General features: G+C 41.4%; 23 protein-coding genes. 7 read left to right on the top strand and 16 right to left on the bottom strand.

Annotation, left to right across the window (positions count from 1 at the left end):
* Positions 1–14: 14 nt before the first annotated feature.
* Entirely contained in the window at positions 15–929 is a 915-nt protein-coding gene (locus GD630_RS08115) for a cation diffusion facilitator family transporter (RefSeq protein WP_143866901.1), read from the bottom strand.
* Positions 930–1,112: 183 nt separating this feature from the next.
* Between GD630_RS08115 and GD630_RS08110 the strand changes: the two genes are divergently transcribed.
* From GD630_RS08110 to GD630_RS08095, 4 genes are all read left to right on the top strand, one after another.
* Positions 1,113–3,419, top strand: a complete 2,307-nt coding sequence (locus GD630_RS08110) for a family 20 glycosylhydrolase (RefSeq protein ID WP_143866899.1) — start codon at positions 1,113–1,115, stop codon at positions 3,417–3,419.
* 313 nt (positions 3,420–3,732) lie between these two features.
* A complete protein-coding gene (locus tag GD630_RS08105; protein ID WP_143866897.1) occupies positions 3,733–5,505 on the top strand; it encodes an ABC transporter ATP-binding protein in 1,773 nt (590 codons plus the stop codon).
* The gene (locus GD630_RS08100) at positions 5,498–7,237 is read left to right on the top strand and encodes an ABC transporter ATP-binding protein (RefSeq protein ID WP_143866895.1); all 1,740 of its coding nucleotides are present in this window, start codon (positions 5,498–5,500) and stop codon (positions 7,235–7,237) included. The genes GD630_RS08105 and GD630_RS08100 overlap by 8 nt, the downstream gene beginning before the upstream one ends.
* Before the next feature lie 14 nt (positions 7,238–7,251).
* On the top strand, positions 7,252–7,860 hold the full coding sequence (locus GD630_RS08095; RefSeq protein WP_004300131.1) for a TetR/AcrR family transcriptional regulator: 609 nt from the start codon (positions 7,252–7,254) through the stop codon (positions 7,858–7,860).
* A 318-nt stretch (positions 7,861–8,178) separates the two neighbouring features.
* On the opposite strand, the gene ccsA is transcribed toward GD630_RS08095, so the two are convergent.
* The 10 genes from ccsA to GD630_RS08045 all read right to left on the bottom strand — a co-directional run bounded on the left by ccsA (position 8,179) and on the right by GD630_RS08045 (position 20,119).
* The gene (gene ccsA / locus GD630_RS08090) at positions 8,179–10,278 is read right to left on the bottom strand and encodes a cytochrome c biogenesis protein CcsA (protein ID WP_143866893.1); all 2,100 of its coding nucleotides are present in this window, start codon (positions 10,276–10,278) and stop codon (positions 8,179–8,181) included.
* A 20-nt stretch (positions 10,279–10,298) separates the two neighbouring features.
* The gene (locus GD630_RS08085) at positions 10,299–11,453 is read right to left on the bottom strand and encodes a Rid family hydrolase (RefSeq protein ID WP_143866891.1); all 1,155 of its coding nucleotides are present in this window, start codon (positions 11,451–11,453) and stop codon (positions 10,299–10,301) included.
* Between the two features lie 21 nt (positions 11,454–11,474).
* The gene (locus GD630_RS08080) at positions 11,475–12,188 is read right to left on the bottom strand and encodes a hypothetical protein (protein ID WP_117935773.1); all 714 of its coding nucleotides are present in this window, start codon (positions 12,186–12,188) and stop codon (positions 11,475–11,477) included.
* A 23-nt stretch (positions 12,189–12,211) separates the two neighbouring features.
* Entirely contained in the window at positions 12,212–13,426 is a 1,215-nt protein-coding gene (locus tag GD630_RS08075) for a porin (protein WP_004303732.1), read from the bottom strand.
* Positions 13,427–13,453: 27 nt separating this feature from the next.
* Positions 13,454–14,884, bottom strand: coding sequence for a di-heme oxidoredictase family protein (locus GD630_RS08070; protein ID WP_004303731.1), 1,431 nt, complete (start codon positions 14,882–14,884; stop codon positions 13,454–13,456).
* Positions 14,885–14,994: 110 nt separating this feature from the next.
* Positions 14,995–16,149, bottom strand: coding sequence for an imelysin family protein (locus GD630_RS08065; protein WP_143866890.1), 1,155 nt, complete (start codon positions 16,147–16,149; stop codon positions 14,995–14,997).
* Positions 16,150–16,175: 26 nt separating this feature from the next.
* Positions 16,176–17,516, bottom strand: coding sequence for a hypothetical protein (locus GD630_RS08060; RefSeq protein ID WP_008999703.1), 1,341 nt, complete (start codon positions 17,514–17,516; stop codon positions 16,176–16,178).
* Positions 17,517–17,905: 389 nt separating this feature from the next.
* A complete protein-coding gene (locus GD630_RS08055; RefSeq protein ID WP_004300123.1) occupies positions 17,906–18,268 on the bottom strand; it encodes a DUF2023 family protein in 363 nt (120 codons plus the stop codon).
* 33 nt (positions 18,269–18,301) lie between these two features.
* Positions 18,302–18,808, bottom strand: a complete 507-nt coding sequence (gene fldA, locus GD630_RS08050; RefSeq protein WP_004311873.1) for a flavodoxin FldA — start codon at positions 18,806–18,808, stop codon at positions 18,302–18,304.
* A gap of 135 nt (positions 18,809–18,943) precedes the next feature.
* Positions 18,944–20,119, bottom strand: coding sequence for a phosphoribosylaminoimidazolecarboxamide formyltransferase (locus GD630_RS08045; RefSeq protein WP_004303728.1), 1,176 nt, complete (start codon positions 20,117–20,119; stop codon positions 18,944–18,946).
* Positions 20,120–20,325: 206 nt separating this feature from the next.
* On the opposite strand from GD630_RS08045, the gene GD630_RS08040 reads away from it, so the two are divergent.
* The 3 genes from GD630_RS08040 to GD630_RS08030 all read left to right on the top strand — a co-directional run bounded on the left by GD630_RS08040 (position 20,326) and on the right by GD630_RS08030 (position 22,094).
* A complete protein-coding gene (locus GD630_RS08040) occupies positions 20,326–21,030 on the top strand; it encodes a hemerythrin domain-containing protein (protein WP_007761709.1) in 705 nt (234 codons plus the stop codon).
* Complete coding sequence (locus tag GD630_RS08035) at positions 21,020–21,631, top strand: response regulator transcription factor (protein WP_143866888.1); 612 nt, start codon at positions 21,020–21,022, stop codon at positions 21,629–21,631. Before GD630_RS08040 ends, GD630_RS08035 begins: the two co-directional genes overlap by 11 nt.
* 256 nt (positions 21,632–21,887) lie before the next feature.
* Positions 21,888–22,094, top strand: a complete 207-nt coding sequence (locus tag GD630_RS08030; protein ID WP_143866886.1) for a hypothetical protein — start codon at positions 21,888–21,890, stop codon at positions 22,092–22,094.
* 90 nt (positions 22,095–22,184) lie between these two features.
* On the opposite strand, the gene GD630_RS08025 is transcribed toward GD630_RS08030, so the two are convergent.
* From GD630_RS08025 to GD630_RS08005, 5 genes are all read right to left on the bottom strand, one after another.
* Positions 22,185–22,832 (bottom strand): acyltransferase, encoded by a 648-nt coding sequence (locus tag GD630_RS08025; protein WP_143866884.1) that lies wholly within the window; start codon positions 22,830–22,832, stop codon positions 22,185–22,187.
* Positions 22,784–23,734 carry a glycosyltransferase family 2 protein gene (locus GD630_RS08020; RefSeq protein WP_182505736.1) on the bottom strand — a complete coding sequence of 317 codons (951 nt, stop codon included), beginning with the start codon at positions 23,732–23,734 and terminating at the stop codon, positions 22,784–22,786. The genes GD630_RS08025 and GD630_RS08020 overlap by 49 nt, the downstream gene beginning before the upstream one ends.
* 10 nt (positions 23,735–23,744) lie before the next feature.
* The gene (locus tag GD630_RS08015; protein WP_143866882.1) at positions 23,745–24,911 is read right to left on the bottom strand and encodes a sugar transferase; all 1,167 of its coding nucleotides are present in this window, start codon (positions 24,909–24,911) and stop codon (positions 23,745–23,747) included.
* Between the two features lie 14 nt (positions 24,912–24,925).
* Positions 24,926–25,291: a response regulator gene (locus GD630_RS08010; RefSeq protein WP_007761685.1), complete on the bottom strand. Its 366-nt coding sequence runs from the start codon at positions 25,289–25,291 to the stop codon at positions 24,926–24,928.
* Positions 25,292–25,448: 157 nt separating this feature from the next.
* On the bottom strand, positions 25,449–26,489 hold the full coding sequence (locus GD630_RS08005) for an asparaginase (RefSeq protein WP_007761683.1): 1,041 nt from the start codon (positions 26,487–26,489) through the stop codon (positions 25,449–25,451).
* Positions 26,490–26,568: the final 79 nt, after the last annotated feature.

Genomic DNA, 26,568 nt, shown 5'->3' with positions numbered 1-26,568 from the left:
TATCTATATACCAATCAGACCATACCCTTGTTCACTCCGAATTTCTCATCTGTCTGACATTCTCCGGCAGGCTCTACGTGTACTAAAATATCATATACATTGTCTATGGAGTCTTCTATGCTTTTTTCTACGGCTCCGGCAATTTCGTGTGCCTGTGTGATGGTTATATGAGGATTCACTTCAATGTCGAGAGTGATGATATACCGGTTTCCTATCATTCGTGATCTGACCCGATGCGGATTGCTTGCGCCCGGCACTTTCTCGACGGCTTCGAATATCTTATTGTATACATTGACATCTTTTACACCATCCATAAGCTCTACATTTGAGTCCATGAAAATACCGATGGAAGATTTGATGATAAAGAGACTGATTATCAATCCTGTTATTGAGTCGAGTATGGGTAACTTAAGTAGGAAAGTAAACAGTAATCCTAATAAAACTCCTGCCGAAATAATGACATCATTACGCATATTAATCGCATTTGCCGTCAGCATGGAGCTGTCTATTTTCTTTCCTTGCTTGTATTGATATGAAGCTAATAGTAGCTTACCGATAATAGAGAATATAGTCACATAGATAGCGATGGCTGACGGTATCTCTTTCATTTCATCGCAAAAGATGTTTTGGATGGATGATACCAACATCTGCATACCAGCATAGAATATCACAAGTGACAAGATTTTAGTCGCGATCCCTTCCGCTTTCTCATAACCGAACACATATTTCTTTGAAGGCGGACGATTCATCACTCTTGCCGTAAAAATCATAACGATAGAGATGAGGACGTCGGTTGCCGAGTCGATACCGTCGCCGACTACCGCTAAACTACCGGCAAATAAACCGATTATGATTTTGGATACGGACAGGATTGCATTGCCGATTGTGCTGATCCATGAGGTTTTGATTAGTATTTTCTCTCTTGACATTGAAGTGACCCTTTATAATTGTTTTGTAATGGATTGGGGAGCAAAGATAAACATTAATAGGAGTTTGTGACATGAAGTCGCGAAAAACTTTTTCCGCCTTTTAGTAGTTTATGCGTTTTAGTTGTATTATATATAGATGGTCAATTAAAAACAGGACAAATCATTTATTAAATAGTTAACCGCATGTTCAAAAAATTAAGTAGCTCTTTACTCATTGTGTCAGCTTGTGTCTTTTCTTCTTGTACGTCTACCGTCAAGCAAGAAACTGCAATCCTGCCTACCCCCGTTAGTCTGACCGAGCAGTCGGGCTCGTTTGTTTTAAAAGATGGCATGAAGATCGGAGTTTCCGATCAGTCGTTGTTTCCGGCTACCGGATACCTGCAGGAAATTCTTCGGAATGTCGTATCGTCTTCTGTTGAAGTCACTACCGATAAGAGTCAGGTAGATATGTATTTTCAGTTGAAGGATACTGTTGGAAAGCCCGGCTCTTATAAACTTGAGTCTACGCCGGAGTATATTCGGGTAGAGGCAACTGACTATTCGGGTATTATTTCTGCTATTACTACTATTCGCCAGTTGCTTCCTGCAACGATAGAAGTGCAGGGAGAGAAACAGAATTATTCTATCCCTGTCGTGCAAATAGAAGATGCGCCACGGTTTGAATGGCGTGGATTTATGTTGGATGCTTCCCGCCATTTCTGGAATAAAAAAGAAGTGAAGCATGTATTAGATCTGATGTCTTTGTATAAACTTAATAAGTTCCACTGGCATCTGTCCGACGATCAGGGTTGGCGTATAGAGATCGAGAAGTACCCGTTGCTTACAGAAAAAGGGGCCTGGCGTAAATTCAATACGCAGGATCGTACCTGTATGGCACGTGCGAAAGAAGAAGATAATACCGATTTCCTGATTCCGGAAGATAAGATACGCATTGTGGAAGGAGATACGCTGTATGGAGGTTATTACACTCATGATGATATAAAAGAAATAGTAGCCTATGCTACGCAAAGAGGCATTGATGTCATTCCCGAGATTGATATGCCGGGACATTTCCTGGCAGCTATCGGTCAATATCCGGAATTGGCGTGCGACGGATTAATCGGGTGGGGGGAAACTTTCTCTTCTCCTATCTGTCCGGGCAAAGATACAACGCTGGAGTTCTGTCAGAATGTGTTCAAAGAAGTTTTTGAACTTTTCCCTTATGAATATGTGCACATGGGTGGTGATGAAGTGGAAAAAGCCAACTGGAAGAAATGTCCTCTTTGTCAGAAACGGATTCGTACGGAGAAACTGGGTTCGGTAGAAGAACTTCAGGCATGGTTTGTACGTGACATGGAGAAATTCTTCCTTGCCAATGGAAAGAAACTCATAGGCTGGGATGAAGTGGTATCCGACGGATTATCTTCCGATGCTGCCATTACCTGGTGGAGAAGTTGGGCGAAAGATGCATTGCCTACAGCAACTGCACAAAAGCAGAAAGTGATTGCTTGTCCGAATGAATATTTCTATTTCGATTATGCGCAGGATCAGAATTCAGTAAAGAAAATACTTGCGTATGATCCGTGTGCAGACGAGCGGTTATCGCCGGAACAGAAGAAATATATCTGGGGTGTGCAGGCGAATCTCTGGGCTGAATGGATTCCGACAATGAAGCGCATTGAATATTTGATTGTTCCCCGTATGATAGCGTTGAGTGAAATAGCTTGGGCGGAGCCGACAGCTAAACCGGGTCTCGAAGAATTCTATCGTCAGCTTGTTCCGCAATTTAAGCGGATGGATGTGATGAGGGTAAATTATAGGGTGCCTGACTTGCAGGGATTCTATAAAGTGAATGCATTTATTGATGAAACAACTGTGGAATTGACTTGCCCGTTACCCGGTACTGAAATACGGTATACGACGGACGGCAGTATGCCTACCAAAGAATCAGCTCTTTATAACGGTGCTTTGGAAGTTGGGAAGACTACGGATTTCGCTTTCCGCACTTTCCGTCCGGATGGTTCTCCTTCGGATGTGGTGCGTACCAAGTATGTAAAGGCTCCTTATGCGGAGGCGGTGACTGCTCCGGCTGCTTTGCAGCCCGGCTTGAAAGCAGTATGGCACGATTTCCGTGGTAATCTTTGTGCGGATATGGATGCAGCTCCTGTCAAAGGGGAGTATGTGGTGGAATCGGTATCCATTCCCGAAGAGGTGAAAGGAAATATCGGTCTGGTATTGACCGGCTATCTGGAAGTTCCTGCCGATGGTATCTATACATTTGCCCTTCTCTCGGACGACGGTAGCACATTAATGCTTGACGGTGAATTGTTGGGAGATAATGATGGAGCACATTCGCCGGTAGAGATTATTGTGCAGAAGGCTTTGAAAGCCGGGCTTCATCCGATAGAGGTGCGTTACTTCGATTGTAACGGAGGCGTATTGCAGATGGAACTGGTGAATGAAAAAGGTGAAAAAGAAGTATTGCCAAATACGTGGCTGAAACATGAATAACTATTCTGTTGTTTCAATCATTACTTATTCGTTATAGCTTGAATAGCAAATTTCATTATTTTTAGGTATTGTCCGTCTTGCCGGCGAGCCGTACCTTTGCAGAAAATAATTGAAAACTTATGCGAATCAGTGAGAGACGAGTCGAGATTAATCATATATCAAAGGTGCACATGCACCGGATTGAATGGGATGAAGAGAGCTTATAGAAATATAAGCTCTCTTTTTTTTTGAACGATTTCGAATATTGTTCTTTTTTTGAAAACAAGCGATAAGTTAAATGATTGTCGAACTTAATATAGATTGAACGTACGTTATGAGTACATTGAAAAAACTTCAGAACTACATGGGTAAACGGAAAGTGCTTTTGCCTGCGGCAATGCTGCTGTCTGCCCTAAGTGCCCTGGCGGGCATGTTGCCTTATATCCTTATTTGGCTGATTGTGAGAGAACTGCTTGAACACGGAGAGATAACCTCTTCCGGTAATGTGGTGACGTATGCCTGGTGGGCGGCAGGCATGGCCGTGGCGAGCATCGTCCTTTATTTTGCCGCATTGATGTCTTCGCATCTTGCAGCTTTTCGGGTTGAATCGAATTTGCGCAAAGAAGCCATGCGCCAGATAGTGCGTATGCCTCTCGGCTTCTTTGACATTAATACGAGCGGACGTATTCGCAAGATTATAGATGACAATGCAGGGGTTACCCATAGTTTTCTGGCACATCAGTTGCCTGATCTTGCGGCTACTTTTCTAGTGCCGTTGGTAGCTGCCATACTGATTTTTGTGTTCGATTGGATACTTGGTCTGGCATGTATCGTCCCTGTAATTATTGCCATGCTGGTTATGGGGTTTATGATGAATGCGGAGGGACGGCAGTTTATGAAAAGCTACATGACCTCTCTGGAGGAAATGAATACCGAAGCTGTAGAGTATGTGAGAGGAATTCCCGTAGTGAAGGTTTTCCAGCAGACTATTTACTCTTTCAAGAACTTTCATCGCTGTATCATGAATTATAATAAAATGGTATTCGGCTATACACGAATGTGGGAGAAGCCGATGTCGCTCTATACCGTAATAATCAATGGTTTTGTGTTTTTCCTTGCTCCGTTGGCTATTTTGCTGATCGGTTATTCAGGTAATTATGCATCGGTATTACTTAATTTCTTCCTGTTTGTTCTCATTACTCCTGTATTCTCCCAAAGTATCATGAAGAGTATGTATCTCAATCAGGCTTTGGGGCAGGCGAGTGAAGCTATCGGACGTCTTGAGAATCTGGTTGCTTATGAGCACCTGACTGTTGTAGAGCATCCACAACCGGTAAAGGAATTCAGTATTCAGTTCGAAAAAGTTTCCTTCAGCTATCCGGGAGCTAATCAAAAGGCGGTGGATGATGTTAGTTTCACTATTCCGCAAGGAAACACAGTAGCTCTTGTCGGAGCTTCGGGCGGAGGGAAAACAACGATTGCCCGTCTAGTTCCCCGTTTCTGGGAGGCAACGGAAGGGAAAGTTTTAATAGGTGGCATCAATGTAAGAGAAATCGCTCCCGAAGAACTGATGAAATATATTTCTTTCGTGTTCCAGAATACAAAGCTGTTCAAGACTTCTCTGCTCGAAAATATCAAATATGGTAATCCCGACGCGACAATGGAGGAAGTGGAACGGGCAGTAGATATGGCACAATGCCGGGAAATTATCAATAAACTTCCGCTCGGACTGAATACGAAGATTGGTACGGAGGGAACATATCTCTCCGGCGGGGAACAGCAACGGATCGTATTGGCACGTGCAATCCTGAAAAATGCTCCCATCATTGTACTGGATGAGGCGACTGCTTTTGCCGACCCCGAAAATGAGCATCTCATCCAGCAAGCCTTGAAAGAACTGACAAAAGGAAAAACCGTATTGATGATTGCTCATCGTCTTTCAAGCATCACTGATGCCGACAATATCCTCGTCATTGACAAGGGGAAGATTGCGGAACAAGGTACACATGCCAACCTGCTTGGAAAACAAGGCATCTATTATCGTATGTGGAATGAATACCAGCAATCCGTTCGCTGGACAATAGGAAAGGAGGTTTCTAATGATTGAAGTAATAAAAAGACGTTTTGCCCTTTCAACTAAAGGAGCGAAAGATTTCTGTAAAGGTGTGTTTTTCACTACACTGCTCGATATTGTATTGATGTTGCCGGCGGTATTTGTTTTTCTCTTTCTTGAGGAATATCTTCGTCCTGTGTTTCAGCCTTCGGCTTCGGTGACGCATGGTATTCTCTATTATAGCATACTCGGTATTGTCTTTATGATAGTCATGTATATATTTGCGGTATTGCAATATCGTAGTACCTATACCACCGTTTATGATGAGAGTGCAAACCGGCGTATCTCATTGGCGGAAAAACTTCGCAAGTTGCCTCTGGCTTTCTTTGGCGAAAAGAATCTTTCCGACCTCACCGCCACGATTATGGATGACTGCACTGATCTCGAGCATACTTTCTCGCATGCGGTTCCCCAGTTGTTTGCTTCCATTATCAGCATCCTGTTTATTACCGTCGGCATGGCATTTTATAACTGGCAGTTGACGATTGCTTTGTTCTGGGTAGTGCCGCTTGCCGCCGCAATTCTTCTTTTCTCGAAGAAGGAAATACAGAAAAGCAATGAAAGTAATTATCTGAACAAACGGATGGTGACCGAGCATATCCAGGAAGGACTCGATACCATTCAGGAGATAAAATCCTACAATCAGGAGAGAGACTATCTGGAAAAACTGGATGCGAGCATTGATACCTATGAAAAGGTATTGACTCGTAATGAACTGGTGCTCGGCATGTTGGTAAACGGTTCCCAAAGTGTATTGAAACTCGGACTGGCAAGCGTTATTATCGTTGGTGCCAATCTCTTGGCTTCGGGTACGGTTGATTTGTTTACCTATCTTATATTTATGGTTATCGGGTCGCGTGTGTATGCTCCGGTCAGTGAGGTGATGAATAATATTGCCGCTTTGTTCTATTTGGATGTGCGTATCAATAGAATGAATGAGATGGAAGCATTGCCGGTACAAAACGGGACTACCGAATTCACTCCTCAAGGTTATGATATCGAATTCAGACAGGTAGACTTTGCTTATGAGCAGGGAAAACAAATTCTGAATAACTTGTCTTTTATTGCCCGGCAAGGTGAAAAAACGGCTTTGGTTGGTCCTTCGGGTAGTGGCAAGAGTACGGCGGCCAGGTTGGCGGCACGTTTCTGGGATATCCAGTCGGGAAAGATTACCCTCGGCGGGCAGGATATCAGTCGGATTGATCCTGAAACTTTGTTGAAAAACTATTCCGTTGTCTTTCAGGATGTAGTTCTTTTCAATGCTTCCATTATGGATAATATCCGTATTGGCAAACGGGATGCTACGGATGAGGAAGTCCGGAGAGTTGCCCGCTTGGCACAATGTGATGAGTTTGTCACTAAAATGCCGCAGGGATACCAGACGATTATCGGTGAGAATGGAGAAACATTATCCGGCGGTGAGCGTCAGCGTATTTCCATTGCCCGCGCTTTGTTGAAGGATGCTCCGATCGTTCTGTTGGATGAGGCTACGGCTTCGCTTGATGTTGAGAATGAAACCAAGATACAGGCAGGTATATCTGAATTGGTACGTAACAAAACGGTGCTGATTATTGCGCACCGTATGCGAACCGTTGCCAATGCCGACAAAATTGTAGTATTGGAGAATGGAAGTGTTGCTGAAATGGGAACACCGGAGGAATTGAAAAAGAAAAATGGTATATTTGCCCGGATGGTGAACAGACAGGTTACAAATATGAATGGATAAATAGCAACGATACTATGCAATTTTTGAAAGGAGATATACAAGAGGGAATCTTGAAGGCAGCCGAAGAAGTGTTTCTGGAAAAGGGATACAAGGATGCCTCTATGCGTGAAATAGCTTCGAGGGCAGGGGTGACGGTGAGTAATATCTATCATTATTTCACCAATAAGGATGAGATATTCCGTACGATTCTGAAACCGGTATTGAATGATCTGTATGCTATGATTTATAATCACGATGCAGATCAGATGACGATAGACGTCTTTATGGATTCGGATTATCAGAAAATGTCTGTACGGGAATATATCAGATTGGTCTCTGAACATCGTGACCGTTTGCGGTTGCTGCTTTTTCAGGCACAAGGTTCTGTTTTGGAGAACTTCCGTTCTGAATATACAGATTTGATGACGCGTACGATTTCTGTTTTTTTTCAAGGGATGAAGCAGAAATATCCGCATATCAATATAGCAATAACTAACTTCTTTATTCACCTGAATACGGTATGGTTGTTTGCCCTGCTTGAAGAGCTGGTGTTGCATCCTGTGAAGAAAGAAGAGATGGAGAAGTTTATAGCGGAGTATATCGCTTTTGAAACGGCTGGTTGGAAAGAGCTCATGAATGCATGAGCTCTCTCACTTTATTCTCTTACTGATATAAAAAAACGTCCGGCTTTCACAAGCCGGACGTCCTTGCCTCTTTTAGAATATGTCATCTATTCATATTCCAAAATGAATACATTATATGGTTTTTTCAACTTAACAACCAAATAAAAGAAATGCGGGTGAATCACTTCGGCCGATTTCTATGTATTTTTAATGTGGCTACGTAATATAATTATGACTAATTAATTTAATTCTGATACTGCAAAGATAGGGGCTTTCCGCTTTTCCCGCAATCCCCTAAATTGGGTATTCTTCTATCAATTACTAGCTATATATAGTGGTTCAGGCGTTTGCATAACTATGCATCCCTCCAAGAACATAATTCACCCCGAAATAGGTCATTAAGACGGTCAGGAAAGCAAGAATCATATAGATATGGAAGAATAGGGGCTTGCGGAAAATGCGCAGACTTTGTGAATGGAAGGCTACTCCATATACCAGAAAAGTAATCAGTGCCCATACTTCTTTCGGGTCCCACGCCCAGTATCGTCCCCAGGAAACGTTTGCCCAAACTGCTCCCAGAAAGATGCCTGCTCCTAAAAAGAAGGTGGCAGGGTAGAGCAGCAAGCGGCTGACTAGCGTCAACTGTTCTATCCGGTTGTCTTGTATAGCGTCGTTTCCGGAGACATTGTTTTCCGATTCTTTTTTCCGGAGGCATAATGCCAGTATTCCGTTTAGCATGATGAATGCCAATAGGGCATAAGACATCATAATCAATGAAACATGAATACTTAGCCATGGAGAGACGAGCACCGGCATTAATGGGGTTATCTGGGGATTCATTTGTCCCAGATAGGAGACCAACAAAGCAAAGCCGGAGAGGAGGAATCCGAATGGAAGTATAAATGAGAATCTTCGATGGAGCAGACAAGCTATCAAAAGAATACAAAGAGCCATAAACTGCATGGTTTCGTAACCGTTGCTAAGTGGAATACGACCGCCAATGTACCAGCGCAGGCAATATCCTGCTAAATGGAATATGAAAGCAAGATAGAGTGCAACAGAAAAGAAAGTTCCTGCCATGCGGGAAATCGTTTTGGCTTTGGGCGAGAGGGTATTTCTTTGCAGGCTGTTATGAAGTAGAAGTAGGAAAGACAACACTCCCAATGACAGATTTATCATAAAAAGAATCTTGCTGAACGGAATCCGGTTGTAGAGTAATTCTGCTTTCACTTCCAGTTCGGAGAGAGGTTGCACGCTGCCATCAGTGGGTAATGGATGGATGAATGTTCCTTTTTCCAACATCAGGATCAGGCCTACTTTTTCATCTGTTTCCTGGATTGCTTTGGCGAGTTTGCTTTGTTGTCCTTGTTCACGTTGCCAATGTTCACGGAGACGATAAACAGAACCGTCAAATAAATCAGTTAATCGAGCATAAGGTGTTTGTAAGTTTAATAAATGCTGTAATTCTGTATTTTTGATGTATATCAATGGCTCATTTCTCCACACTTCCGGATAAAGTAACCAGCCACCTATCACTTGTTCAGGTGTCAATCCTTTATATGAAGCTTCTCCTGTCAGTTTCTGAATGAAATCACGGGCTAATGTGTTGAAAGGTACTACCCGGTCGTGATAAATAACCTGTTCCTGTGCTAAACTGTCCGCTTGTGTTCGTTTCAATGCAGGAAGGAGTTTTTTTTGTGCTTGCATGTTACCTGCAAGGCAGAAAATAAACAGTATAAATACACCTCCTTTTTTAAGTAGCGGGTGGTTTAGCAGGCGTCGGAAATCACTACTGCGGGAAAATAGTAGCCAAATCATGGAGAGACCGAGCAGGATATATCCCGCATAAGTCACTCCTGTTCCCCATGGATCATAATTGACAGTCAGCCAGCTCCCTTTTCCGTCATCATCGAAAGATGACTGATAGAAACGGAAACCTTGTGATGTAAATATACGATTCATTGAAATCTGTTCGTGTAATAGAACATTTTTCTGTCCGGGAAGAGAGTAGGTGATATAGCTGATGTAGTCTGCCGGTGCTTCTGTTCCGGGATAGTATGCTATACGGAAACTATCTAGTTGTATTGTGAATGGCAGATCAGCTTTTCTGCCGCTTTCCGATTCCTGGAAACTGTCTATCGTTGCCCCCGGAAGCAAGTGTACGTATCCTTTTTTGCTTCCGATAAACGTAATCATGGCCCCCACCAAGATAACGAGGAGGGAGCCATGAAACAACAATATGGGGAACCGTCGCCATAAAGCGCGTCGGATGAGAGCAACAAGTGCAATGGTGGCAATTATTCCCCACAAACAACAAAAACAGCATGTATGATATATATTTCTTTCTACAAAATCTGTCCCATACGCTTGTTCTACGAAAGTAGTCACAGCGAGTAGTCCCACCAGACAGATATATAAGATAATAAGTAACCTTTTCAACTGTATAATCTTTTATGATATTAAAATGGAGCGTATTCCTTGTTCTTACATTCTTTCACTCCCATACATTCCATCTCAATCAACCATCCGGGACGGCATACCGGAGCATGAACAAATACTTTGGGAGTATGTGGGAAACGTTTGTCATACATTGCTTTAACAACTGTATAGTCGGCTATGTCACGCAGATATACAATTATTTGTCCCAAATCTTCAAACGTGCAGTCCGCTTCTTTCAGCAGGGTTTCCACATTCTCCCACATTCGTTCTGTCTGTTTGCGGATGTTGCCGGGATATACCACTTCGCCTTTGTTGTTGATACTTGCCGTTCCTGAAATAAATACCTGTCGGCGGTCTCCATAATCTACATACGTGCCACGTTCAAAGCTTACTCCATATTCATAAGTTGGGTTCAGATGGGTAGGAGCATAGAGGAAATGAATCTGTTCCGGTTGCAGTCCTGCTACGGCGTAAGTATCCATTTGTACTAGTACTTTCGGGTCGGCATGCCGGCCGTCGATGCCTGTGCTGGAAATATAATGTGTTTTTTCTGTCAGGTTTTGGGTGACGAAAACTTCATTACGTGCTTTCACTACTCCGGCATAATTCACATCTACATTTTGCACGAAAAACCATGTGCGGATACAATTGTCTGCCAGTTTACAACTTTGTTCCATGAGTTGCATCACATAGTCGTTCAATAATAGACGGGTCTGGTATTCCGAATTGGCGGCACGATTGAATGCACTACCGCCCCAGAAGTGGCGATAGGCACTGTGTTTCACCTCAAAAAGCCCGTTATGTAAGACTTGTGTCTGTACATCTGTCAACAGGTAAACCCATAAGGCAATTTTTGTTCCGTCCAGCGGGGGCTGTTCCACAATGGAAAGTGCGCAGTCCGAACCTTCGGTTGTCAATGCCAGTAGTGTATCTGCCTGATTGGCAGCGTCACTAAGGAAATAACGTTTGAGGATGGCAACTGCTCCTTTCAATTCTTGGGTAAGTAAATAGTCGTAGGTGTTTAATACTGCATTCAGCTGTTCTTCGTATGTATCTTCCGGTTTAGTAGAATGAATGATAATATGATACTCTGAAGCTTCTCCTCCTGCATTATATTTAAAAATCTCTGTTAGCGTCTTTTCAGACTTAATATTCTGTTGTTTTTTGTTGTTCATATCAGTTGGGTAAATAACTATTTATTCTTGCGCACCGTTATTGATCCAGTCGTCAATAAGGGTCAAAATCGGGGATGATACTATTTCTTTTGAGTGATCGTATCCCCAGGTTGAACTAATAGTGGTGTTCAATAATGTGTGCAATACGCTTTCTTGCGCACTGCCCGGCTTGACGAGTAACATGCCATCTACTTTCTTCGACGGGCGGTTGACCAGTGCCTCGTAACTTTTGCCTTCTGTCAGATACAGGTTGGCTGCTGCCGAACTACCTCCACCATGACAGTGTGCGCATGTCGTATTAAATACTTTTTCTTGAATGCCATGGTACATACCTACATTTACAGTTCCCACATCCATAAGGATGGTGTCGTCAACTGCTGTAAGGTCGTCCATTGACTGAAAACTGATAACTCGTTTTCTCAATTTATTAATAACGCACAATTCAATAGTGGTTACTTTATCACTGACTCCTGTCATCGTAACCTGGATCTCATCATCTTCGACCGCCGGAATTGTTTTGGTGACAACGGCATACTCGCTCTCATCACTGAAGCCTGCCACTACAACACTATAACCATCGGGCCATTTACTGATACCATTGATCTTACCGCTCATCTTCAGCGTGCGTCCTTCTTCTGATAGGGTCTCTGTCTTTTCGTAAATACGTCCGTCATCGCATGATGTGATGTATGCCAATAACAGTAGACAACCCCCGAAAAGAATGTATTTTTTCATAAACAAATCCTTTCTTGTGCTATTTAGAATGTATACTGAAGTAGAATACTGGCCGAATGTACTGCCAAACCTAAATCGTCGTTATCCCGATCAAGTTGGGTATCATGACCTTTACGGGCAATATACTGGTACATCGCTTGTAACTTCAGATTACAGTTCTTGAAAAAATAGTTCATACCCACGGCTGGCATATTTAGAAAACCATTGGTGTCCATTCCGTTACGGTTGAAGAAATCATAGCGTGCAGCTGCTTGCAGACGGGGGGCAACGAAGTAACCACCTTGTACATAGCCGCCCAAGTAATTATATGACTCGGAAATCTTTTGTCTTTTTGTGAAGCCAACATTCATATAATAGACTTCAGCACCCAGGTAAAGTTTGTTCTTTAGCATTGCAAACTCCAATCCGGCACGATAATCATTGGTACTTTCATTTTCACTTTCTACATTGATAGAGGTAGAAATACCAAACATAATTTTGTCTTCATTCAGCCTGTTCGGATTTCCCTGTGTAGCGGGCATCACTCCTTTAGGCATATAGGTGAAACGTCCGGCGTACAGTAAAGACGGAATGTGCCAGTCATCACTAAATGTTTTTGTTGCTGTATTTACCGCTGCACCCGTACCGTTGAATAAACCGATTTCATACCCGAATTTATCAGCTACCAAACCGTGAATCTCTACACCTAAATCGAATCCGGTGCCAATATTGGGTGTTACCGCATTCAAAGAATAGGGGAGGATAACGGGAGCAGTCAGTGATACTGGCAAACTAGGTAACAATGTTTCTCCCAGTGTTGTCAGGTAGGCATGTGAAAACGGAGTTTTGAATTTACCGACCCGGATGGCAAACTGCTTTTTCAGTTGAACATCAAACCAGGCTTGTTGAAGTAATGCGCCTCCGCTGGCTGCCGCATTTATGGAAAGGTTGAAAGATACTTTATCGAAAGCCTTTCCGGTGAATCCGAGTACGGCGTAAGGAACTGAAAATCCGGAGTTGGCTATGTTATCTTGATTGTATGCTTTATCCAGTCCTTCATCGTCGTACCAATTGAAGTTTGCACTGGTCTGTACGAGCAGATAAGGTTTGAATACAAAATCTCCTTTCTTGGTTTCGATAGTGAATCCTTCTCTTCCAGCTAATGATACTACACCATTTTCTGTATCTTCTTCATGTTGTGCCATAGCGGCCAAAGGCATTATGGCAGTCAGCATGGCAATGATTATAAATCTCTTCATAATTACTTTATATATACTACTTTTAGTTTAAAGTGAATTTAAAAATGCAATCAGCGCATCCCGGTCTTCCTTACTCATATTCTTAAATAAGTTCTTTGATGCTTCTCCTTCTCCGCCATGCCACATGATGGCTTCTGTCAGATTGCGGGCACGTCCGTCATGCAAGAAATAAGTATGTCCGTTGACCTTTTCTTGTAAGCCGATTCCCCAAAGAGGGGTAGTACGCCATTCGTTTCCACGTGCCAGCCCGCTTACATAGTTGTCGTTCAGTCCGACTCCCATAATTTCAGAACCCATATCATGTAATAGATAATCAGAATAAGGGTGAATCGTTTGACCGCCTAACCACGGGAGTTGAGTATTATTTAATAAAACACTACCACGTGTTTTAGTGTGTAAAGTGGTCACATGACAGAGATGACATTTGGCTTTATAGAAGTTCTGTTCCCCTTTGATTACTTGCGGGTCGTTTACATTACGCCGGGCGGGAACACCAAGACTTTGCATATAGAGATCTACGTTTTCCATCTCTTCTGTGCTGACATCCAGTTGGTCGTAAGAAAGCCCCATCATGCTACCTTGGTTTACTTGTATTTGTCCTTCACAGATTTCTTCCGGATAGCGGCTGTTGGTAACGCCCATATCACTGGAGAATCCCAATTCTACAGTTAAATCGGCATGTTGAGCTTTGTTGCCGGACAATCCCAGACTTCTCACTCCGCGTTCGGTGATGTAATTACATCGTCCGCTGATTCCATATTCGGGATAATTACTTTTTGCTGCAAGTGCTTCAATTTCAACAGGATCTAGTGCCATCATTTGCCCCATGCCTACATGGCGTAATGGAATACGTACGGTACAAAACAAATCTTCCGGTTTGATTTCTTCGGCATACCATTCAGATATAGTATAATTGGGTTTGCAAAGCGTGTAGGCTTCTCCATCAGGGAAGGAAAATGTCTCGTAAGTGTATTCCACAGACAGTTTGCCTTCCGGTTGTACTCCATAGATTGCCTGGTCATGAAGCACACGTCCATAATCTTGAAAGAAAGCTCCGTTTTTACGGGATATGTAGACTAGCATGGAAGAGAATCCATAGCTGCCCGATCCACCCTCTGTCCATAAAGAGGGTTTAGTACGTCCCGCATTCCGGTGGCAACTGCCGCACGAATAACCGGCATAAACGGGGCCAAGTCCGCCGCCATGACCGTTGTTACTTGTACGTACATCGTCATATAGCCTGTCACCTCGGGTGAAACGTACATCGTATGCTCCTGTTATCCAATCTGCAGGTGTGTCATAAGCAACAGACGAATTCAAGAAAATAGTTGATGTTCCGGCTGATAGAGCATAGCCCTCCGGAATCTCGATATCCAATATGTCAATTCCGTCATCATCACAGGCAGAGCATGCCAACAGGCAAAAGAAAGAGAATGAATATTTTAGAAAGTGATTCATTGTTTATTGACTTTGTTTCAATAATATGTTTTAAACATACCAAAGAAGTAAAGGTGGATCATTGAATTCCAACCTTTACTTCTCAATAATATCTTAGCTAAGATAAAGCTTTATTGTACTTTACGTGGTTCACCGTTTTTGTAGAGAAGGAATTCCAATGTGTGGAAACCGCGTACATTTTGTGCCGATTCGACAGCAGCTTCATCATCACCTTCACTCCATTCGAGATCACTCCAACTTTGAGAATTCAGTATTTGTACAATAGCATTCTGATCCAAAGGCCAGCTGTCCATGTTAGGATCAAGTCCCATTTCGTCTACCGGACCGAATAAGAAAGCTTCGCTCTTTTCCCATGGTTCACGAGCTGTGATCCAAGCATCACAAGCTGTTTCAAAAGCACTATTTGACGGATTGTCTGCAAGGGCTATTACTGCATTGTAGAGAGCGTCATTTTTTTCTTTCAAACTTTTGTAGGTAGGCACTACTACTGCATCTACATATTGTGTTACTACAGGATTAAGTACTGCGTCCGTATTGATATTGTTGCTATTATTTGCAATATAGGATTTTAAGTCATTCTTCAGTATACTTTCCAGATCTGCACAAGCATCCATAGCTGCTACCGTTTCGTTACTGGGAATATGATTACGGAAAGGTTGCGGAATATCCTGAATGGCTTTTGCCGCTTTTTGGATAGCATTCTTTATCTTGGTATCTAATGATGAATTAGCACCGGCGATAACAGTAGATAAAGAATTAGCATTTATATTACCGTCTAAAGAACCGTAATATGCATTCCGGATGGAATAAATGTTATTGGTATAGTCATCACGAGAATGCCAGCTGTACCAGGATTCCACAGCATATAATGCTTCTTCAGTATTTCCGGCTTTATACAAGTTGTATGGGTCACCAATTTTGGCTGTACCGACTTCATTGGCAATTTCCGCGCATTTATCCACGATTTCTTCCACACAGCTCAAGGCGCTTGCGTAAGGAGAGGCACTATGAGCCTTGAACAGGGAAGCATAGCTTTCACCTCCTTTATAGCTTGAATTCCATGCGTTGTAGAGATTGGTTGCATCTGTTTTTAGAAGTGCTGCTACATTTCTCATGTAGTTATGCCAGCTTGATGCATTTTCAGGAGTGTAATCAATATTAGCAGGATCTACTGTTGGGTTGTCATCATCACTGCTGCAAGAAGTTGTTGTGAATGCTAATCCCAATATTAGGGCTGCGACATAAAAGAATTTTGTTTTCATCATATAAAAATTAAATAATTGATTATTTGTTATTTCTTAATAAACCATCCTATATAGGCAATTCCAATAGAAAATTCGTTTTCACTGTTGTATGACTTTGATACGCCAAAAACTTTATTTGTACCAATCTGGCGGGTTGCATAGTCTGCTTTTATCACTAAGTTTGGCAAAGCGTACCAATTTAATCCCGCTGTCCACATACTTACTTGGCAACGTTTTTCCATCGTTTGCCCTTTTTCCCCTTTCTCTTGTGGGTTGTAGTATTCATAGCGGGCAAATGGATAGATTACCGGAATCTTTTTATTGCCTCCGAAGACCGAGCGGATATTAATACCGGCTTCTGCTGCATAACTTACGGCATTCTTCGCTACCGGAGCCAGACGGCTGTAAGGCGATTTATTGGATAATTTGACATTTGCCTGACTTACTCCTAATGAATTTCCCAAATTTCCATATAAGATATTACCGCGTGCCGTTACATATTTATTGCGATACTGTGCATCTGCGGTGAAGATTCTTATCGGAATTTTTCCATAGCTTGCATAAGTCTGTTCTTTATCAGAGTTGGCTCCTGCATCTGCACAATAATAAAATGATGCACCTACACGTAAATTGGGAACTCCTTTATAGTCTAAACGAAATACATACGCGGGAGAAGTGAAGTTGTCTTCCTCAAAGATTCCCTGTTTGCCACTACCTACCCATGTGTTACGATCGAATCCATTAGGATTCAGGCCTGCTACCACCATAGCTTGATAATCGAAGCTTGCATACCCTTTTCCGAAAGAACCAAAGATTTCCAGACCATTTTCATGCCAGGTAGAAGGCAAAAGGCTTGTTTCACCTTCCGGGCGTGAAGTTCCGAAGAAATTGATCGGTTCATGGTGTGCGTTAGTCAATCCTACCGGAACAATAATATGTCCGGCACGTACATTGAGGGAGCGGTGAATTAAACGTGTGATGTGAAATTGTTCGATAGCTACTTCACCTCCTTTTTCAACTTCTGTTTCGTATTCACCGTTTTCGGTGTTTTCTAATTCGAAAGCTGTACCTGTTCCACCAGATTCAAACTCAATCTCTGCACCGAGTATCCATTTGGAATTGAACTTATAATCAAAAGCTAAAACGAAACGGGGAATTGAAATGGTATTCCTGTTTTTCTTTGGATTACCATCGTTTCCTCCATAGAAACGGTTGATGCCATAATCTTTAAAATTAGCGACCATTTCACCGTATCCTCCAAAACGGAATTTTGTATATTCTTCTGTAGAAGAAGAATTACTACTTTTGGAAATTTCTTTTGTCTCCTGTGCTCGAATTGTAAGAGAAGGTAGGAGACTAAGAATAACGATTGCTGTTATTTTTCTCATCTTTTTAATAATTTTATCGGCTGCAAAGTTAGATGAGGTTAAAAAATGTGGCAATACCTAATATTAGGCATAGTTGTTTCTTAAATTCAGTATATGTAGGTAATTTTAATCTAAAGAGTAAAAAAATATAGTAGTAGATGAAATAAAACAGACAAAGGTGTATTTCAGTATGATAATTTTTACTGATATACACCTTTGTCTGTTGTTAGTGTGTAGAGTTGTCTTTATTATTTCATAGTGTCACCGATTTTGTTTGTAATTGAGCGAATCGTTTCTTCTACAACCAGTTTCCTTGAGTATATCTACCATCAGGAAACTACCTTTTCAGAAACGATTCAACTCAGACAAACTACATACAAACAAAGCTAAACTTATGCTAAGGTTATCGCTTAAACTGCCATCTTTATACCTTCTTTTTTACTGCAATATCGTTTGCATTGCTGGCAAAGGTCATATCCCAGCATAGCTCCTAAAATAAAATCTTCTTCGGCAGTCAGTTGGTTTAAAGGACGGATGATGATGTGCCGCATGGCTTCCATACATTCTGCCTTTCCAAAAAACAGGTTAATTTTATTGGTACCTACTTCCTGTATCATATAACTGATCTTTTGATTTTTCAATCGGCGGATGGCAAATTCTTCGTGCTCTTTACTCATTGTGTAAAGTACCATGTTGCGTACGCCTTTCTTAAACTCATAAATATGATTAAGAAAAATTCGGATTTCGCCGGGGATGATTCTTTCAGTTGCCATGATGCAAAGTATTCTTTTTATGTTAAGGTAAAATTAGCTAATTTCTTGTTTCACTTGTTCGGCCCATGCGCTGATACGTTCGTCTGTTTTGCTATCTTCGTTGACTTCGTCAAGTGGAAGACCTACAAACTTACCGTCTACGACGGCAATGGAAGAATCGAAGGTATAGCCTGCAGTATCTGTTGCTCCACAGAATTTGCAGTGGGTATCTTTCAGATCTTCATAAAGAATACCTATTGCGTCACAGAATGTGTCGCTATACGAGTCAGAGTCGCCGCAACCGAACAGGGCTACAGATTTGTGGGATAAATCACACTTCTTTAAAACTTTTACTCCATCGTACCAGTCGTCTTGAAGTTCGCCTGCTCCCCATGTGGAAGAGCCGAGCACCAATACGTCATATTCATTGACTAATGCCTCTGTTAGCTTGGATACATCAAATACATCTGCCGATGGTACATCTAATTTCTCTGCAATTCGACGGGCAAGGTCTTCTGTTGTTCCGGTTGTGGAACCATAAAATACACCAATTTTATTCATCTTTGATTCGTTTTTAAATGTAACGCTGCAAAGATAGAGGGTCTTAAAGAAATAGGAAATCCCCATTTATAATGGAAGATTTGTCTCCTTCTCATTATAAATGGGGATATATGGAATAAAAAATGATCGATCTTTTTAATGGTGGAACAAGCGGATGCCTGTAAATGCCATTGCCATATTGTATTTGTCGCAAGTTCCAATCACATGATCGTCACGTACTGACCCGCCCGGTTGTGCAATATAGCTGACGCCACTCTTGTGTGCGCGTTCTATATTATCTCCGAATGGGAAGAATGCATCCGATCCTAAAGCTACGCCTGTCATCGTATCCAACCATGCCCGTTTTTCTTCGCGTGTCAGTATTTCAGGCTTTTCAGTGAAGAACTGTTGCCAGATACCGTCTGCCAGTACGTCGTCATAATCTTCCGAAATGTAAACGTCAATCGTGTTATCACGGTCTGCACGACGGATTTTTTCAATCCACGGCAAGTTCATCACTTTCGGGTGTTGGCGTAAATACCAGATATCTGCTTTATTTCCTGCCAGGCGCGTACAGTGAATACGTGACTGTTGGCCTGCGCCAATACCGATTGCCTGTCCGTCTTTGGCATAACATACAGAATTGGATTGTGTATATTTTAAAGTGATTAAGGCAATGATTAAGTCGCGTTTTGCATCAGCCGGGATTTCCTTGTTCTGCGTAGGCATCTCTTTCAAAAGACTTTCATCGATCTTCAATTCGTTTCTTCCTTGTTCGAAAGTTACTCCGAATACATCTTTATGTTCGATAGGAGCCGGGCGGTATGCAGGATCTATCTTTATTACATTATAGGTTCCTTTTCTTTTATTCTTTAGAATCTCCAGTGCTTCGGGAGTGTAGTCAGGAGCAATGACTCCGTCGGATACTTCACGGTTGATGATGCGTGCTGTTTCTTCGTCACAAGTGTCGGACAATGCGATAAAGTCTCCGTAAGACGACATACGGTCTGCTCCACGTGCACGGGCGTATGCTGTAGCCAATGGAGATAGTTTCATGTCATCGACAAAATAAATCTTCTTCAGCGTGTCGCTCATTTCTACCGCAACAGCAGCACCTGCAGGGCTGACATGTTTGAAAGACGCGGCAGCCGGCAGTCCGGTAGCTTCTTTCAGTTCTTTTACAAGTTGCCAACTGTTGAATGCATCCAATAGATTGATATAACCGGGACGTCCATTCAATACTTCGATGGGGAGTTCGCCTTCTTTCATGAAGATACGGGCAGGCTTTTGATTAGGGTTGCAGCCGTATTTCAGTTCGAGTTCGTTTGCCATTTTAATTATAAATTATGAGTTGCTAATTACAAATTGATAGCGACAAAATTACGAAAAAAAGATAAGCTCGCCTAGACTTGTATTGTAAAATAGTAACATGTAATTAGTATTTAGAATATTGTAATGATTCAAAATACCTATAAATGGTGATTGCGATTTCGTGAAATATTCCGTTTCTTTGCACTCGCTAAATATAAATAGGTAAGATGGATAATTTACAAAAATATAAGCCGACTGATAAGATGATTGACCTTATCAGTGACAATTATTCCTTGTTACAGGTAATGAGCCGTTTCGGGCTTTCGTTAGGGTTTGGAGATAAAACGGTAAAGGAGGTTTGCGAGCTGAATGGAGTAGATTGCCGTACTTTCCTGATTGTAGTTAATTTTATGGCTGAGGGTTTTTCTCGGTTAGATGGAGACAAAGATGATATTTCCATCCCTGCATTGATTGATTATCTGCGGCAGGCACACATCTATTTTCTTGATTTTTCTCTTCCCGCCATCCGGCGCAAATTGATTGAAGCCATTGACTGCTCGCAGGACGATGTTGCTTTCCTTATTCTGAAGTTTTTTGATGAATATACCCGTGAAGTGCGTAAACATATGGATTATGAAGAGAAAACCGTATTTAAGTATGTAGATGCGCTTATAGCAGGAAATGCCCCGAAAAACTACCAGATCAGTACATTCTCCAAACATCACGACCAGGTGGGAGAGAAGTTGACCGAACTGAAGAATATCATTATTAAATATTGTCCGGCCAAAGCCAATGAGAATCTTCTGAATGCGGCGCTTTTTGATATTTATGCTTGTGAGGAGGGGCTGGAATCTCATTGCAAGGTAGAGGACTATATTTTTGTTCCTGCTATTCTGAACCTGGAAAGGAGGATGATGGAAAATGAAAAATAATGAAGTTATCCGGATTGCAATTGCTGAGACTTCTGTAATCATCCGTGGCGGACTGACTGCTGCGTTGAAGCGTCTTCCTAATGTGAAAGTGCAACCTATAGAGTTGCTTTCTATCGAGGCTCTGCATGACTGCGTCCGGACGCAGTGTCCTGATATGCTGATTGTCAATCCGGCTTTCGGTGATTATTTCGATGTAGGTAAGTTTCGAGAGGAAACGTCCGGTAAGAAGATACGGGTGATAGCATTGGTCACTTCTTTTGTAGATGCCTCCTTGTTGAGCAAATATGATGAGTCTATTTCTATATTTGATGATTTGGAGAGATTGTCTAAGAAAATCTCCGGTTTGCTGAATGTACCTTCTGAGGAAGAAGAATTGGAAAGTCAGGATGCGCTCAGCCAGCGGGAAAAGGAAATCGTCATCTGTGTGGTAAAAGGAATGACAAATAAAGAAATAGCGGAAAAGTTGTTTTTATCTATTCATACGGTTATCACGCATCGGAGAAATATTAGCAAAAAATTGCAAATACATAGTGCGGCAGGTTTGACTATTTATGCTATTGTAAATAAGCTGGTTACGCTGAATGATGTGAAAGATTTATAGCAAGGGAAAGTGTTATAAAATATAAAACCGTTTGCGCACACGGAAATTATTCGTACCTTTGCAGTGCAATTGGGAAATTGCTGTTAGTTTATAAGGTAAAAGAAAAAATGTAAGGTATTAGATTAAGTAAAGATTTAAGGTATTAAAATTTTTATTCAATAGGAAAGTTTTTATAGTTAGGTAAAAAGGATAACAATAGGTAAAGACGTTTTAGAGGTAAAAAAGAAGATTAGTTTTCAGGAAAAAATGAGGTACTATGGAAAAGCCTTTTGGCTTTTCTGATGCGGTGGCGAGTGATTCTATAAAAAGAATTAGCTCGTTTTTTTATTGCTTGCGAATAAAACGGCAAAATATTGGGGCAGTAGATATTTCGGCTCAGTATAAAAACAAAATCCCGACGAAATCACTTCGGCAGGATCCTATTTCATTTTTACTTAAATGTGGCTACGTAATAAAATTATGACTAATTAATTCAATTCTGATACTGCAAAGATAGTGCATCTCAATATATGTCACAATCCCCTATATAAGGTATATTGCGTAGCTATTCTCATTATTTATGGTTATTGATGGCTGATTTTTCTACTTTTTTCCATTCATTTGTTTCAAAATCATATGATTTGATAACTTTTGCGGGGCAACCGGCACATATCGAATAGGGAGGGACGGAATGAGTGACTATACTTCCGGCAGCTACAACACAATGTTTTCCTAAAGTCACTCCCGGGAGAATGACTGAATTGGCGCCTACCCATACATCATCCTCAATAAGAACCGCTTGTGTGCTGACACCCTGTTCGTCAATTCTCTTTTCCACATTCTCATAATTATGATTGAGTCCTGTGACGGTTACATTCTGAGCAAGGTTGACGTGGTTGCCGATAGCGGCCGGACCAATGATTGTATTTCTTAATCCGATTCGTGTATAATCTCCGATAGTCAGGTCGCCTACTGCATTGTTGAGGCAGGAAAAATCCTCAACAACGGAATATCTTCCTAAAGAAAATCGGTTGAAGGGAGGGAGATCTTTGCGAACGCTTCGATAAATCACGGAGCCTTTACCTCGTTTAAGATATACGTAACCGAAGATACGTATCCACCAGTTAGGACGCGTTTTGACAGGATGCATGATGAATCGGTGAACGGCCTGTTTTAAACCGGAGTTTTCTTTAATTCGCTGCTTAAGTGTTTTTTTCTCCATATTGAGTGTTTTTTCTTCTTTTTGTCTTCTACCAGATAATCCGGAATCGCCAGACTGTATACAATGAATAAACCGAATAATATGCTCCACCAGCCAAATGATGAAGTCCAGTTATATGCTGTCATCAGTAAAGCATAGATACCGACGAAGATGCACAATTTCAGCGGAGAGGGTATTAATAGCTGCATAATCCGATTAAGAAAACTCCAGTTACCTTCTAATAGAGAGGGGAGCAAATAAGAGATCATTTTTCGGGGGCGCTTCCGATAAGGACAGGTCGGATAGGATTCGCAGTAAACAATGGCTTCCGGAAGATAGTCGATATATATGTTCTGTCGAAGTAACTTCCGTTCGATATTGGTTTTGGAACTTTTCAGGTTTTTCTGTAACCATGCCAGATCAATAGCCATATTGGTTCCAAGCAAATTGGATGATAACCCGAATTGCGTATTGCCTGCCCTGTACAGGCTGTTTTTTATTTCATCACGCATCACTCGAAATTTGAAACAAAATCCCTTGCAGCCTTCTACGAGTGTATGTAGCTGGATTGCCTGTATTCCGGCATCATAAGCGTCATAAATCTTGTCCAACAGTTGTGGGGACAGAGTACGGGCGGTATCAGGCAGGATAAGAGCCAAGTCGTAATGTTCTTTGTCTAAACTGTTGATACCTTGATATAGATCGCTGTATGTGATGAATTCGTAGGGTGATTCTTTTCCATATAAATCGGGAAGGGGACTGCTTTCACGAATAAGGATGGCGCAGCGATATTTTTTTTGAGCTTTAGGGTATGTGATATGTTTGAAATGTGAAGCGGTGGATAATACAAAAAGGTATAGAAACAGAATCCCTGTAAGGAAAAATGCCAGATCATCTATTATGTAGATATAAGAGTCCATCACTTAAGGGAAGTTATACGTTCTCTTTTTGAATAAATGCAGTAACTGTCTTTAGAATAATCTTTATATCCAGCCAGAAAGAAAAAGTTTTTGCATAAGTGATATCCAATTGTTTACGTTCTTCAGCGGAAAGTTTGCCTGCTTCACCTCTTTTCTCTACCTGCCATAGACCGGTTAGCCCGGCAGGACCTATGAAGCGGTCGATATGTTCGTCGCTAGTCAGTAATTCGGCTTCATAGAGTGGGAGAGGTCGATTGCCGACTATTGACATATCCCCTTTTAAGATATTAAAAAGCTGCGGTAACTCGTCGATACTGTATTTGCGGATAAAGCGTCCTATCTTTGTTATTCTCGGATCATTTTCCAGTTTAACAAAAGCATTGCTTTTCTCTTTGGATTTTTTGTGAATATAATCTTCTTCGGAGATAACGAAATCATCGGATACTAAAAGAATTTCTTCTTCATCGCCTTCTTCATTCATGTCTGTATCGATGTCTTCTCCCCATATATCGGGCTCCTCCTCTTCTTCCTGCTGGTATTGGTTAAGAGCATTGAAATCTTTCAGATGCTTGTCCGCATCAGTATACATGGAACGAAATTTGAGAAAATCAAATATCTGATAGTTGCTTCCGACTCGTTTGGATTTATAGATGACTGCTCCTTTACTTTCCAAGCGAATGGCTAATGCGGTAAATATCAAAAGAGGGGAAAGACATAATATAGCCATTCCCGAAAATAATATATCAAAGATTCGTTTCCATAAAGGTAACCGGAAAGCTTTGATATTTTGTGCCTTGAGCTGGAGATCTTTTATTTTCTGTTCCTTGCGGCGTTTGAGAAAAGTTGATAAGTCTGTTAAGGCTTCATGAGTCATTTCAAATTTAATGGTATTGTTGATTCCGGCTTTCAGATATTGTGCCGCTTCTTCTTTAGACAACGAATCCATAACAAGTACCATGTAAAGTCCCGGATATTTCTTGCGCATATACCGGATATCTGCAATATCTTTGGAGAGGTCTACTTGTTCAAAAAATAGAGCTATATCATATTTTTCACGTATTTTGTCTACTGCTTTAATAGCTTTGCTACAATTGGGAACAGCATAAAATACCCCTACATTTAATCTGGAAAACAACTCTATCGTCTTGCTATCTCTACCTATATAAATAAAATATTGCATGTAGCAGCCTGGTATTAGTCAATAATCTTTTTGATTCGGACTTTGAGTTCCAATGGGTTGAATGGCTTTAATATGTAGTCTTCCGCTCCTTCTTCCAATAGTCTGATTCTTTCCGTCGTGCTTTCCTCACTGGATAACATGACAATAGGGATTGACTTGAATAATTCATTATTTTTCATGTATCTTAAGAACTCGTCTCCTGTCATGAGAGGCATGCGGATATCCGATATGATAAGATCGGGTATATTGCCCTCGTTCAGCCATTCGATAGCTTTGATAGGATCTTCCCGATAGGTAAAATCATAATCTTTTCCTAAGTATACACCGGCTACTTTTCCAATTGTCGCTTTATCGTCGACTAGTAATATTTTCTTTTTCATACGAATAGACCTTTCTATCGCTTGCTTTGTTATCAGGTTTATAGATAAGTTTGTTGTTACATAAAATTTACAAGCAGTGCAAATATAGATATTATTTTAGAATAACACCTATATTTAAACAAATAAAATCAAATAAGTATGATAATAGGCTCCTATTTCAAACTTTAGTGATTTCTCCTATCAGACAAGAATTCATTTTGTACCGAATGTCTTGGTTGGATAATCCGTGTCCCAGCAGAAACATCAGTTTCGTAATGGCGCATTCGGGGGTACTGTCATATCCGCTGATAACACCGGCTTCCAAAAGATGCATTCCTGTTTCATAACGTCCCATTTCTACAGCTCCGGACGCGCATTGGGTAATGTTGACAATGATGATTCCACGTTCCGTCGCTTCCTTTAGCTGGCGGATAAACCATTCTTTTTGCGGTGCGTTTCCCGATCCGAAAGTCTTCATTACGACAGCCTTTAATCCCGGAACATGAAGGAGGGAGGTCACGATACTTTCTTGAATGCCGGGAAAGAGCGTCAGAATAACGACATTGGTATCAAATAAATAATGTGGCTTTAACGGTTTTGTCGGATCGGGTTTGCGAATCAAGTTAGGCTCATATTTGATATGGATGCCTACCCGTGCTAATGGTGGGTAGTTGAAAGAACGAAATGCGTTGAAGTTTTCCGCATTGATTTTGGTTGTACGGTTGCCACGCATCAAATGATTTTCAAAAAATATGCAGACCTCAGGAACGATGGCTGTTCCGTCCGGGTTCTTGGCGGCAGCGATTTCAATAGCTGTGATAAGGTTTTCTTTTCCATCCGTCCGTAAAGTCCCGATAGGAAGCTGTGAACCTGTGAGGATGACAGGCTTGCTCAGGTTTTCGAGCATAAAACTTAATGCGGAAGCTGTGTAAGCCATAGTGTCCGTTCCGTGAAGAATGACAAAACCATCGAAATAGTCGTAATTATAATTGATAATCTTTACCAGTTTTGCCCAGTAAGCAGGTTCCATATCCGAAGAGTCGAGAGGTGGTTCGAATTGATAGGAAGAGATGCGGTAGTTGAATCTTTTTAATTCGGGTACATGCTTGAGTAGATGATCGAAGTTAAAGTTTTCTAAAGCACCAGTTTCCGGATTTTCTATCATTCCGATCGTTCCACCCGTGTAAATTAACAAAACGGAAGGGGTCTCTGCTCTCATAATTGTTGAATTACTGTTAAAACATTGGCAAAGATATGAAATAATTGTGATTTATGATTGATGAGTTTTCGAATAATTT

The sequence above is a fragment of the Bacteroides zhangwenhongii genome, assembly GCF_009193325.2.
GTDB lineage: Bacteria > Bacteroidota > Bacteroidia > Bacteroidales > Bacteroidaceae > Bacteroides > Bacteroides zhangwenhongii.
The sequence above is the reverse complement of the archived record's forward strand: the minus strand, read 5'-3'. Positions and strand labels throughout refer to the sequence as shown.

Coding starts and splice junctions, on each gene's coding strand:
- GD630_RS08115 (WP_143866901.1), bottom strand. CDS start 929: ATGTCAAGAGAGAAAATACTAATCAAAACCTCATGGATCAGCACAATC.
- GD630_RS08110 (WP_143866899.1), top strand. CDS start 1,113: ATGTTCAAAAAATTAAGTAGCTCTTTACTCATTGTGTCAGCTTGTGTC.
- GD630_RS08105 (WP_143866897.1), top strand. CDS start 3,733: ATGAGTACATTGAAAAAACTTCAGAACTACATGGGTAAACGGAAAGTG.
- GD630_RS08100 (WP_143866895.1), top strand. CDS start 5,498: ATGATTGAAGTAATAAAAAGACGTTTTGCCCTTTCAACTAAAGGAGCG.
- GD630_RS08095 (WP_004300131.1), top strand. CDS start 7,252: ATGCAATTTTTGAAAGGAGATATACAAGAGGGAATCTTGAAGGCAGCC.
- GD630_RS08085 (WP_143866891.1), bottom strand. CDS start 11,453: ATGAACAACAAAAAACAACAGAATATTAAGTCTGAAAAGACGCTAACA.
- GD630_RS08080 (WP_117935773.1), bottom strand. CDS start 12,188: ATGAAAAAATACATTCTTTTCGGGGGTTGTCTACTGTTATTGGCATAC.
- GD630_RS08075 (WP_004303732.1), bottom strand. CDS start 13,426: ATGAAGAGATTTATAATCATTGCCATGCTGACTGCCATAATGCCTTTG.
- GD630_RS08070 (WP_004303731.1), bottom strand. CDS start 14,884: ATGAATCACTTTCTAAAATATTCATTCTCTTTCTTTTGCCTGTTGGCA.
- GD630_RS08065 (WP_143866890.1), bottom strand. CDS start 16,149: ATGATGAAAACAAAATTCTTTTATGTCGCAGCCCTAATATTGGGATTA.
- GD630_RS08060 (WP_008999703.1), bottom strand. CDS start 17,516: ATGAGAAAAATAACAGCAATCGTTATTCTTAGTCTCCTACCTTCTCTT.
- GD630_RS08055 (WP_004300123.1), bottom strand. CDS start 18,268: ATGGCAACTGAAAGAATCATCCCCGGCGAAATCCGAATTTTTCTTAAT.
- fldA (WP_004311873.1), bottom strand. CDS start 18,808: ATGAATAAAATTGGTGTATTTTATGGTTCCACAACCGGAACAACAGAA.
- GD630_RS08045 (WP_004303728.1), bottom strand. CDS start 20,119: ATGGCAAACGAACTCGAACTGAAATACGGCTGCAACCCTAATCAAAAG.
- GD630_RS08040 (WP_007761709.1), top strand. CDS start 20,326: ATGGATAATTTACAAAAATATAAGCCGACTGATAAGATGATTGACCTT.
- GD630_RS08035 (WP_143866888.1), top strand. CDS start 21,020: ATGAAAAATAATGAAGTTATCCGGATTGCAATTGCTGAGACTTCTGTA.
- GD630_RS08030 (WP_143866886.1), top strand. CDS start 21,888: ATGGAAAAGCCTTTTGGCTTTTCTGATGCGGTGGCGAGTGATTCTATA.
- GD630_RS08025 (WP_143866884.1), bottom strand. CDS start 22,832: ATGGAGAAAAAAACACTTAAGCAGCGAATTAAAGAAAACTCCGGTTTA.
- GD630_RS08015 (WP_143866882.1), bottom strand. CDS start 24,911: ATGCAATATTTTATTTATATAGGTAGAGATAGCAAGACGATAGAGTTG.
- GD630_RS08010 (WP_007761685.1), bottom strand. CDS start 25,291: ATGAAAAAGAAAATATTACTAGTCGACGATAAAGCGACAATTGGAAAA.
- GD630_RS08005 (WP_007761683.1), bottom strand. CDS start 26,489: ATGAGAGCAGAGACCCCTTCCGTTTTGTTAATTTACACGGGTGGAACG.